Consider the following 12,003-nt stretch of genomic DNA (forward strand, 5'->3'; position numbering starts at 1 on the left):
ATATAATCACGCTTTTTTTTAGCATTGTGCTGCTCAAATGCGTCTATTGGCATTTATTGTGAAATCAACTTAGATTATTCCTAAATCCTAGTCTTACTCTCCAGGATGGATAACGCCTGACGATGATCAGTCAGGCGATACTATTATCCCTTAATTTGAAAATTCCCCTTAAGCTTTCTTCTTGACTGAACCTTAAAGGCTTTTCGGACAACTCCAAAATAAATCAATAAAGCGATAAAGCTAGTTGCCAACATAATAACCCCCATTGGAATGGCAGAATACTCTCCTGCTATTCCAACAAGCGGAGATGTTAAAGACCCCAGAACAAATGGCAATAGACCTAAAAGCGCAGAGGCACTTCCTGCTATATGGCCTTGTTTCTCCATAGCTAATGTGAACGAAGTGGAAGAAATGACGGCTAATGATCCAATAAACAAGAAGATAGGAATCGCAACGGCAATTAATGGCGCCTTCAATAGAAGAGCTGCAAGTAACACAGCACCCGCTATATTAGCCGTAAATAACCCGATTTTTAAGAAGGTCGTTTCAGATATGTAATCTGCTAAACGTCCTACCAATTGACTTCCAATAATCAGCGCAACACCATTCACTCCGAATAATAGACTGAATACTTGCGGAGATACACCGTAAATGTTTTGATAAACAAAAGGAATACCTGAAACATAAGCAAAGATTCCTGCTACGATTAATCCTTGAGTAAAGGCATACCCTGTAAACTCTCGATCCCTGAATAAGGAACCAAAATTCTTCACGACCTGTGAAAAATTACTTGGGACACGCTTATCCTCAGGTAAGGTTTCGTCTAGTTTCCATGAAACTATTAAAACTAAGACAATTCCTATACACGATAAAACTAGAAAAACTCCTGACCAGTCTGTAAACGCCAGGATGATAGCTCCCGCAATCGGTGCTACGATTGGTCCAAGATTACCCACTAACATCAATAAAGAGAAAAACTTAGTCAGTTCTCTTCCACTGTAGAGATCGCGAACGATTGCCCTAGAAATAACAAGACCGCCTGCGGCCGCAAAGCCTTGAATGAAACGTGCACCAATAAAAGTGTAAATATTGGGTGCAAATGCACAAATGATAGAAGCGATTAAATAGAGAAAAAGGAAAGTCCTAAGCGGTTTCCGACGGCCTTGTACATCACTCATCGGTCCAATAATTAATTGACCCAATCCTAATCCAAGCAGGCAAGTCGTTAAACTAACTTGAACGAGAGATGCAGTTGTATCATAGTCTTTCACAATCGTAGGAAATGAGGGCAAATACGTATCAATTGTAAAAGGACCTAAAAGGCCAAGTGACCCTAATAATAAAGCAAGTTGTAATCGTTTCGAGCCTGTTAAAGTATTCAACTATTACTCTCCTTTTTATACATTTTATTATTAAATTTGTTAACTTTTTGAAAATGCGTAATAACTGGGGTTAGAATCAACATGCATACAAAAATAGCACAGGACAAATTACTTCGTCAAGCGAATTATTACTATGAGGATTTTTTGAGATAGATTCAAAATTCAATATTAAAAAAATCAGGATGAATCCTGCTCTTTAAATGGTTCTCTAGTATTTTTACCAGTATCTCAATACTATCTTTTAACGGCGGTAATTGCTCGGATAAATTTTGCAATAATCTTATAGATTTCCTTTAATAATTCATATCTTCCCTGCCTCAGAAGGCAAGGCTTTTCATTATTGCTTTTATTAAATAATTTTAGTCCAATCTCTTTTATTTTTCATGACAAAAATAAAAGCCTGCCACTTATCAAAGTAACAGGCACCGTTTACTATTTGAATAATGCTTCAACATCTACTTCAAAACCATTTATGATGACGGATTTAATTAAACCCTGTTTCTCATTTTCAATTAGACGATATTGATTGTCTTCCCCTAATGAATAAACCATAATATTGTTCAATATTGGGTTGATTATCCAGTATTCTTTAACATGGAATTTTTGATAGAGATTTGTTTTAAATATTAGGTCATGTGACTGGTTGGAAGGGCTGATAATTTCAATTATCAATTCGGGAATACCAATGTATTTCTGTTCAGTAAAACCTGTTTTGTCACAAATGATCGATAAGTCAGGTATAATAATCTTTTTCTCTTCACTTTATTTATCGACAAATTCAACATCATAAGGAGCAGCCAGAACTTCGCAATCCTTTCCGTCTAGTAATCGAAATAAAAATGCGGATAGTTTCATTGATATTCTTTGATGTTTCGTGTTGGGAGATGGGGAGATATAAACAACACCATCGATATATTCTAATTGCTGGTCTGTTTCTTTCCTTAATTCTTCAATTTCCTCAATGGTGATATATTGATCTTTAGGTAATTTCAGAGAAAACACCTTCTTTCAAACCAATTCTTATTAATATAATATGAAAAAGCTGTAAATAAAACAAAGATGAAAGATTATTACTGCCATTCCTTATAAAGGAACAAACCTCATGATCAAAATGAGTTATAAAATTTTTTTAACGTTCTCCAAATAAAGTAACCCGACAGACCAAATCTGTCGGGCTTACCTTACATCTTTTTTTGAAAAAGGTAATTTATATTATGTTATTCTCAATTCTTATTATCTTCCTTTTTCCTAGATGATAAATTTGTTAACGCACTTGGCAGAGCAAACATTGCTGATAAAAAGATTGGCAGCGGAACAAAGCACAGTACTACAGGCCTGTAATAACAGCTATCGCCAATTCAGATAATAGCAGCATTCCAGAAGGCATAAGTTTAGCAAAGGTGCCTCCAAGAATGATGACTGCTGCTATATAATTTATGGGTTCTTAACATCCTATTTTAATTTGCCAGTACCCGCCTTCGCTTTTACCAGCGCTGGTACTGCCTGTGTAGGATCAATTTTTGTAAACAAGGATGGTTCCCAGCCAACATTTTCATTTAACTGGACCGTATGTGTTTGATTAAAGGCTTTGACTAAATCTACTTCATTTGCAGAGCTTTTTCCATTTACAAAAGATCCACTTTCATAAATGGATGTTCCCTTCCAGTCCTTAATAATTTCTCCAGGATCAACATCATAATCAAAATTAAAGTAATTATTCTCAGCATAAATTTTAGAATTCACGCCAACGCCTAGAGCATATTCAAACTGATAATCTGAGTCTTTATTAAACTCATAATAATTGTTGTAAACATGTACTTGACCATATCGTACCCTAGGCAGACGCTGTGTTACGTTTTTGTAATAGTTATGGTGAATCGTGACCTTTAAGTGTCCCTCGTCGGTCTTTTTACTATCGCTTGAGCCGATAAGTGAGGTCTTGTCATGGTCCTCTAATACATTGTAAGAAATGGTTACATAATCTGCGCCATTCGTCACATCAAGCAATCCGTCATGCTGCTGATAGGTTCTTCCAAAAACTTTTCCAAAATCCTCGTCATGGTGTTCTCCATCCGTAAACTTGTTATGATCAATCCAGACATTGTGCGAGTTATTTGTTACCGTTACATTGTCATATTCGGAGTTCCATTCACCAAACTCGCCGTCGGTTGGGTCCCATTGTGGAAAGAAATCAACAGGTGCTTCAAATTCGATATTGCGGATAATGATATTTTCTACACCGCTCATAATAAAGCTGCCGCCTATAATTTTGGCGTCGTCTCCTAGTCCGAGAATCGATGTGTTTGAGCCAATATTAACAACGATTTGCTGTTTTTGGTTTTGAGCAGAGCGGGCACGTGCATCCTCCAACGGCCCGAACACTTCGTCATCGTGACCCCATACCTCAGGTTTATAGGCATCAAGGTAGGCAATATCATCATAGGCTGGATCTGCATAATACTCAGGTCCAACTGGAGTATTATTCGAATCTACATTAAAGTCAATCGTACCTTTAACATAAATAATTTTAGGAGTGTTATCCTTGCCGTTTCCAAGAGCTTTTAGAAGCTCGCCTTTATTGGTTACAGTGAACACATGGCTCACGTCAGCGGCTGCCCCTCCTGTTGTTCCCGTACCATAAGCTGCCCAGCCATCCTTAGGTGCTAGAACTTCACTTCCTAAATTAGACGAAGCTGATGTTACCGAAGCAATCCCCATTGACAACAAAGAGACTGCTAAAAGACTGCTAAATGTTTTTTTCATCCAGTACACTCCTTTAATAATTAGAATTTAATCAATCTTCGCATTTCCTGTTAATATTAACCGCAAGCGCTTACAATGAAAATTCAATATGTTAAGATGTTTGTTTGATTTTTTTAGATTTTCATAATTTTTAATATTTAGTATCTCTATTAAGTTTCGGCATTACAAAGAGGGCGTAATTTTTAAATCACCCCCTGATTGTTTCTTCTATTTTTCTACTTAGATAAAAACAACTATTATTAATGCATTTCCCACCTATCCTTAGGAGCGTTACATCTCTAATTCAAGTTCACGAATTGCTTTTGCCTTGATTGAATGAATTTCAGCAATTTGTTGATTTATTACCTCAGTTCTTGCTGCCATTGGTGAATCACTCTTAACAACGCTGCCCTCTTTTAATGGGGAGATATAAATATACATTCCTTTTGCTATCAGGTCTTGCTTATGCTGTTGCAGGCCGATTTCCCATGTAGCATTATTACAGAAATTATCATGAATTAACTCGCCATCGATAAACGCATAACCAATATCTCCGGCATAATCAATTTGAAGAAGAAGTTCTTTTACATCATCAAAAACATCTGGTTCAAAACGAATCACTGCTTTATTTTGATTAACCATTTTAACATTTAGTCCAGAATGCGTTACATTGATTGTTTTTTTATATTCCTTGAATAAGCCATTGCTGCGGCTAGAAATTTCCTCACCAGCAATTTTAATGGAGGTATTAAAGCCTGGAAATGACTTTATATCAACATCCTCTAGTCCTACGGTTTCCAGCCTTATTTTTTCTTCACCTACAAGCAAGGTTGCATTCGTAATGAATACCTGTTCTTTGCCTCTATATCGAAACTTCCAAAAGTTTAGGCTTGGTTCATGCGTCATCGTACAAACATAAAGCGTTCTGCCCGATTTCAACGTGATTTCAACTAGACTAATCTCCTTATTACTTACTTGTATCCATGTATGTTCATCACATATGATGTTCCCATTATCGACACTTACCTCTTGGATCTCATCACTTTTAAAATAATACTCCCCATTCATTCCTTTTGGAGTGAAAAAGAAAAAGTATGATTCACCATCATGCTCTATGCTTGTTAGGAATTGAGTCGTTGAATATTTAAGAGTCAGTCCTTGCAAATCCAAGTTAAAAGGGAGGATACAGCACTCATCCTTCGCCAGCGACATAGTACCAGTTTTAGGCAGACGTATCACTTCATTTTCAAGGTTAACGGTGATGGCAAAATCTTTTTGGTCCTTTGTTTCAACATGATCCTGATAATTATTAATAAAAACAAAACCAGAATCTCGATCTGCTCTTACAGTAAATCTTAATGTTTCAATATCTGTTGGGTCCATATCTCTCGTATCATACGGAAGGAGGGTCTTGGTTTTACAAAAGCTCTCTTCCACTGTTTTATAAAAGTAGTGTTGACGTTTTAATCTCTTATATGATTCTCTTATTTGTCCAAACTCTCCAATTGGAGCTTGATAATCGTAGGATATTTTAGGTGTGGCATTTTCATTCAAGAAAGATGTCTTTTTCCCCTTCGGATTCGAACCGCCATGGAAAACATAATAGCCCACAAAGTTACACCCACCTGCTACCTTCATTTCTGCCATTGCATCAACACTTTCATATGGCAACTTGAATCTATATTTATAGAAAACGGTCATCCCTCCCCCCATTTCACAGCAGGCAAATGGTAGACTCTCAGGACGATAAGCAGGATCAAACCCATAATTTTTCTGCTCATTGTTATGATAGTCTCGAAAGATAAATTCTGGTGTTGCTGGGTGCTCCTTCACATCACCATAGAATATCCATGGCCAAAACGCGTAGCCTCCCCATAATGGGAGGACCTCTTCTACTGGTGCTGCTGCACCACCCCACCCAGTACTCGTGTAAATTGGAGTTTGAATCCCCGCTTGGACGGCTAACTCTTTTAGTTTAATAATATGAGCTTCTGCTTCTGTGCCTGCTGGTACCCACTCGTTACTGGTTCCAGTTGTTATTTCCCACGGTGCACCTGCATGTTGATACTCATTTTCAATCTGAGTTCCAATAATTGGGCCGCCATCCTTAAAGAGATATCCTTGAATCTGTCTCCCAATTTCTTGATAAAACCTTTCGACATATGTCAAATACTGTTGATCATTTGATCGAAGCTCAAAGGGTCTTCCGAAGAGCCAATCAGGAATTCCGCCATTTCTTGCCTCACCGTGGGCAAATGGACCGATTCTCAAAATGACACTCAAACCATGCTTCCCGCAAAGCCTGACGAATCTTCTGAGGTCTTTATTATCTTCCCAATCAAATATTCCTTGTACCTCTTCATGATGATTCCAAAAAATATAGGTTGGGATAATATCAATACCTGCCATTTTGATTTTGATGATTTCGTCTTCCCATTTTTCACAGTTATATCTACTGAAATGGAACTCACCGCTGATACCGAAAAATGGCCTACCATTTTTCTCTATATAATAGTTTGTAAAACTATAATTTTCTCCGGTTATATTAGATCCACCAAGCTTGGTTTCAAGTGGATATATCTCTTTTTGCGTATTCTTGACATCAATACTATAATCTCTCATAAAACGATTGCCTCCATCCAATTGGCAAACAGGTCTTAACACTAAACATTAACCTGCTCTTTGTTCTCTGGTATGACTGTATGTTGATTTTACTGGTGTTTGAAAAAAAGGCGGAGAAATTCCGGCTATTTTTCAAACATCTATATTTCCTTAAAAATAAGCGGAGTTTTTCCGGTTATCTTATCCAGATCGTGGATTTTTGTCTTATTTAGAGCAGTTAACCGGAATTTCTCCGCTTATATCTACTCCTTAGGCTCAATCTATATACATTAGCCGGAAATTCTCCGCCTATTCATTCCCATACAAACACGAATATTAATTATGAATACAAAACCCGTTCCCATAAGGAACGAGCAATCTTTGCAAACAGGAGTGACTGTTTCCAGCGGTTGCTTATTTCTTGGCCGTGTACTGCTATCGCATAAGGAGGCGGCCCCAACTCGCAGACAAACGGAAACAACTCATTTACCTTTGCCGTTTGACGCCAACTGCGCATCCCTTCAAGCCACCACCGTAGAAAGTGTTTCATCATAGGGTGTTCAAACTCAAAATCAGCAGCACCATCCCCACCCACGGGAATATCTACTTGTACCTGCTCCCCGTTCGATACTCTTGCATGTATGCTCTTCGTCCGAGGGAGCAGCTTCTGTAACAGCTCTTCTGCCTCGTCAAACACAGTACGCATTTCCCCGGTAACAACATAATGAGAGAAGTCGATCGTCAGCTCAAGCCCAGGCAAACGCTCGGCATACTCCACCGTCCGCAGCAGATCCTGCGTGATTGTGCCCCGGTGCGTTTCGATATACGCCGAAATACCTGCAGAACGAGACAGCTCCTCCATGTCGGCTAGCATTTTCACCGCTTGCTCTCCGACCAAAAACGGCCTCATCACCTGTACGTTGACGAAATCCACCCTTCCGAACGATTTTGCCTTGCAAAGAAACACGTCCAATTCTTCCGCCGTTTTTGGATACGCATTTACGCTATATGAAAGGTTGTATTGATCCAGCAACCGGTGCCATTGTTCGGCCTCCCTGCCCTCCGGCAACATCCCGTTAATGCCGTCGTATCCTGCTTCAGCGATGTACTGGACCTTCTCCTCCATGGTCCATTCACCGCCAACGCCGTTTTGGCCTCCCAGTCCGTTCATCCCCCACCAGGACATTAACACCTCGAGCCGTGGCTCGCGCTTAGTGGAAATAAGGTGATTCATACTCAACGCCGCACGGACCTCCATCCGGATTGCTCTCTAGTTCCACAGGTGTGCCGTCAGCACGGAACAGAGGACGATAATGTGTGGCAATGTGGGTAGCCGAACTGTTTGCGTAGTGACATATGAACGAGCGGCGGAAACGATCTTTCGTCTTATTGCGGTAGGATCCATGAATCAAATTCCCATTGAAAAAGAGCACATCGCCCCTGTCCATCACCACCGGAACTGCCTTTTGATCCTTCGGCGGCTTTACATAGTGTGTTGTGAACGACTCCTTGGAATCAGACTCATCAGGACATACGATTTCATACGTACTCGTCTTTGGCACAACTAACAGCCCGCCGTTTTCCTCATCAGCTTGATCAATCGCTGTCCAAGCAGCAATGCAATTGCCCGGCTCGACCTTTAAGTAAAAGTTATCCTGATGGAGTGCCTGTCCCCGAGCGCCCGGGGGCTTGTAATAGAACATGCTTTGTGCTGCCAAAGGTTCCTCCCCATACAAATCAGACAGCACATCCAATACCGGCTTATGCAGCATATACCGTTTAGCTGTTTCATTAAACCTGTGCGGATGCATGACCCTCGGATAACGCTTTAGCGGATCGGTACTTTCCTGACGCAAATCCGGCTCAAAATGCCCCGGGAGCACCTGATGGCTGATGTCTTCAAATGTTTTGTCAATCTCCTCTAGTTGCTCCTCCGTAAATAACCCCTTTACTATTAAAAAACCTTCCGTTTCGAAATGTCGCTTTTGCTCCTCCGTTAACAAACGATGGAAATACACCATGTTTTTAACCTCCCCTATTGCTGCTAAAAGTGATATTTATCACACCATCATTATATAGTTAGAATACTGATTAGAAGAAGGATGTATCCTGCTAACAATGCATACGATTCTGCTACTTCTTAACCATCCACCTTGTATGCAGTTGTCGGTTAAGCTAAACTAATTTTGATATTGAATTATTAGTAAAGGATGAGTGCCATGAAGCTGGACCGCCCCTCCAACTATGATGGATTGGCCTATAGTACGGTCATTGCCGGACATTTTCATGAAACTGACACCTATTCTACCGTACGTCCGGACGGCATGAGTGACTGGCTGATCACGTACACGTTAGGCGGTGAAGGTTACTTTGAGACAGACGGAACGGAGAAGAGAGTAAGGGCCGGTGATGTAGCACTGTTGAGACCGGGAACTCCACATCGTTACGGCACACCTAAAGGGGAAACCTGGCATTTCGTTTGGGCGCATTTTTCTGGCGGTTTTATGGATGCTAGTCTACTGCCGCTCGGTGCTCTGACCATCGTGCAGATTGAGCAAAATGCCATGAAGGACCGTGTCTATGACGCTTTTCACCGTATTCTATCTGACTCCCGGGAACGAGGTGCTTATTGGCACGAGCTGTGCTTAAGTGCGCTGCGAGAAATCTTGATGCTGCTTGCAAAGCAGCAAACCAGTGGATTTGACCCGCGGATTGAAGAAACACTTTATTTGCTCGCCCAGCGAATGCAGGAAACTGTTCGAGTAGAGGAGCTGGCTCACAACATTGGGCTCTCGGCATCGAGACTTTCACATTTATTTAAAGAAAATACCGGCGAATCGATTGTAGAGGCATTAAACCGAATGCGAATTAAGCAGGCCGCCTTGCTTCTTGCCCATACGAATCGGAATGCAACTGAAGCTGCCCAGGATGTAGGCTTCCAAAATTACAATCACTTTACCCGGCAGTTTCGCAAATTTATTGGGGTAAACCCAAGCGAATTCGGCCATAGCGTCAGGTCCAAGGAAAAGTAGAGCTCTGATTAGTTGATTTTTTTCCTTCACCTCGGTCACAATACCACCTTTCGTGACCTATTTTTTGTTTTTTCATCGCTTTGGTCACGTATATTTCCTATTCGTGACCACTGCATTGGATTTTCTATCTCTTCGGTCACGAATATTTTCTATACGTGACCTATAATTGGTTTCTGCCTCCGTTTCGGTCACGTAAACCAAACTATTAAATAAGAATACTATTTGTACCCAAAGCCCTTATTCTGGTGATATTGAAAAGAAGAGACCGAATTCTACGGAGAATCCATCATGGAGATAAAATTTCGACTAAGTATCTTATAATGTTACTGTAATGCCACCCCTAGCCACACATTATAACCGCTTCAACTTCTGAGGGTTTTGCTAGTATAACAGCTCTCATACTAACTAAATATTCATAGAGACTATGATTATCTTATTAAAAAATTGATTTTGGGGCCTTTTCTTCCATTTAACTGCATAGAATGTAGACAAGCGTATGTGATCTCTCAATGAAAATAGTTAACCTGGAGGGAATAACCGAATGCATTTTATAGAAGATGTTAAAGACGTGAAATTTAGTTTTTTGGAAAAGCCGCCGGCGTCGTCTATGACACATGCCTTTGTTTATGTGAATCATCACAACGAATACTATGCAGTTAAAAATGGAGAGCGATTGTCACGTAGTGAACTGAGGATTGGCAAATATAAAAAGGTTTATACAATCAATATGCAACAGCATACTATCACCTACAAGGAGGAAGTCCCATCGGCAACACGCGGAAGAAGGTTTTCTATCAATTTATCTATCGATATAGCAGTTGAACATCCCGAACGGTTAGTTCAACAAAATGCAGGAGAAATTAACACCATTTTTAAGAATAACCTTCCTTTCTGGGTAGAGTCGGAAGCAAGATTCTACCCTATTGAAGAGGAAATGAGTTTTGCTCGGCATATTGAAGAGTTTTTTCAAACGTCGAAATTGTCCAAGGTGTTAAGAGAGGCTGGTATTGTGATACGAAATGTTCGCGTGTTGATCCGGCAAGGGATTCGGGACCAACGTCATGATGAGGTGATCGCCGATTTAGACCGGAACGCCGAACTATCTGCATATCAAGAGGCTCTAGACTTGGAGGAGGCCCGCCGGATATCGGCAGCAATTAAAGAAGCCCTGCAAGCAGGTGATTTTATCACTGCTGGGAAACTTGGAGAAAAGAATGAAATGGCCAAGCGATTAGTGGAATCGGAGTTTAGCCAAAATCAAGCATTCAAATTTGAGGTAAACAAACAACTTTTTAACTTGATTAACGATCACTCTATTAACCAGTTTGAGGCAGAACAAAGATTGGCCAGGCTAAAAAAGCTATTCCCCTTCCTCCCCGTCAATGAGGGAAACAATAATGGAAAAAAACAGATATCTGGTCCAAGGAGAGAACGTTTATCCTATTTAAATAAAGGAGACTAGCAATTGTGGAATCCATTATAAATCAGCTGTTTTCGATCTGGTCACTTTTTTCTGTCCTGCCTGAATGGCTGCGTATATTTATGGCTCTTTTTGTGCTCCTGCAGCTCGCAAGGTTGATTTTGTTGTACATTTTTCCTCCATTCTTAAACTTGTTTTGCCGTTTGTTGAAAAAATTGCTTCATTTTCTTTCTTACCCCATCATGGCACTTCTTTGCACGGTGCAAAGAAGACGGAGAGAATCAGAAAAAGCTGGCATACCTGTGTGGATGGATATCATCGAAGGATTGTTGGCCTTATTTGAACGTTTTTTCAACAAAATGATTCAGCTTTCCAGGAAACGGAAAAGGAATAAGACAAGGATTAAAAGATGGACCTTCCATTCTGCTACTGTATTAGTGATTTTACTGACTACCTCCATCATGAACAATCCAGATAACTGGTTTTCACAAACATGGGAGAAAACTGAAATTTTGTTAAACCAAGAACCTGCGCACATACAAGCATCCGGAACTTCCAAGGATCAAAAAGTCTTAATTTTAAATAAGGATTATGAAGAAGGCGGTAATATTCGTGTAGCTCCCGAATTAACCGCGGCACATCTTTACACGATTAAAAATGGAGAAATCATGCACTATTTGAATCAAAATCAAGTAGATTCCAAAGGAATTAAGTGGCTAAAAGTTCAAACCCCAAACGGAATCGAAGGATGGATTTCATCCTTAATTGTCAAGGAAAAATAAAAAGAAGAGGGAAACTTTCCCCTCTTCTAATTTAACCATCTTCC

8 protein-coding genes and 1 pseudogene are annotated in these 12,003 nt (G+C 40.1%); 3 read left to right on the top strand and 6 right to left on the bottom strand.

The genetic code is table 11. From position 1 onward, the window contains the following. Positions 1-143 precede the first annotated feature (143 nt). The 6 genes and pseudogenes from ACN6MT_RS24210 to ACN6MT_RS24235 form a co-directional block, all read right to left on the bottom strand. On the bottom strand, positions 144-1,382 hold the full coding sequence (locus tag ACN6MT_RS24210) for a Bcr/CflA family multidrug efflux MFS transporter (protein WP_419888417.1): 1,239 nt from the start codon (positions 1,380-1,382) through the stop codon (positions 144-146). Positions 1,383-1,814: 432 nt separating this feature from the next. Further along, positions 1,815-2,384 (bottom strand): annotated as a pseudogene (locus tag ACN6MT_RS24215) (Uma2 family endonuclease). A gap of 450 nt (positions 2,385-2,834) precedes the next feature. Next, the gene (locus ACN6MT_RS24220; RefSeq protein ID WP_419888418.1) at positions 2,835-4,145 is read right to left on the bottom strand and encodes a pectate lyase family protein; all 1,311 of its coding nucleotides are present in this window, start codon (positions 4,143-4,145) and stop codon (positions 2,835-2,837) included. Between the two features lie 270 nt (positions 4,146-4,415). After that, positions 4,416-6,746, bottom strand: coding sequence for a beta-galactosidase (locus ACN6MT_RS24225; RefSeq protein WP_419888419.1), 2,331 nt, complete (start codon positions 6,744-6,746; stop codon positions 4,416-4,418). A 319-nt stretch (positions 6,747-7,065) separates the two neighbouring features. Continuing rightward, the gene (locus tag ACN6MT_RS24230) at positions 7,066-7,959 is read right to left on the bottom strand and encodes a sugar phosphate isomerase/epimerase family protein (protein ID WP_419956524.1); all 894 of its coding nucleotides are present in this window, start codon (positions 7,957-7,959) and stop codon (positions 7,066-7,068) included. Further along, positions 7,937-8,746, bottom strand: a complete 810-nt coding sequence (locus ACN6MT_RS24235) for a phytanoyl-CoA dioxygenase family protein (RefSeq protein WP_419888420.1) — start codon at positions 8,744-8,746, stop codon at positions 7,937-7,939. The genes ACN6MT_RS24230 and ACN6MT_RS24235 overlap by 23 nt, the downstream gene beginning before the upstream one ends. 198 nt (positions 8,747-8,944) lie before the next feature. On the opposite strand from ACN6MT_RS24235, the gene ACN6MT_RS24240 reads away from it, so the two are divergent. From ACN6MT_RS24240 to ACN6MT_RS24250, 3 genes are all read left to right on the top strand, one after another. Next, positions 8,945-9,757 (top strand): helix-turn-helix domain-containing protein, encoded by an 813-nt coding sequence (locus ACN6MT_RS24240; protein ID WP_419888421.1) that lies wholly within the window; start codon positions 8,945-8,947, stop codon positions 9,755-9,757. Positions 9,758-10,298: 541 nt separating this feature from the next. Then, positions 10,299-11,219: a hypothetical protein gene (locus tag ACN6MT_RS24245; protein WP_419888422.1), complete on the top strand. Its 921-nt coding sequence runs from the start codon at positions 10,299-10,301 to the stop codon at positions 11,217-11,219. Positions 11,220-11,224: 5 nt separating this feature from the next. After that, a complete protein-coding gene (locus ACN6MT_RS24250) occupies positions 11,225-11,959 on the top strand; it encodes an SH3 domain-containing protein (RefSeq protein WP_419888423.1) in 735 nt (244 codons plus the stop codon). The last annotated feature ends 44 nt before the right edge of the window (positions 11,960-12,003 follow it).

The sequence above is a fragment of the Neobacillus niacini genome (assembly GCF_048572935.1).
GTDB classification, from domain to species: domain Bacteria; phylum Bacillota; class Bacilli; order Bacillales; family Cytobacillaceae; genus Neobacillus; species Neobacillus niacini.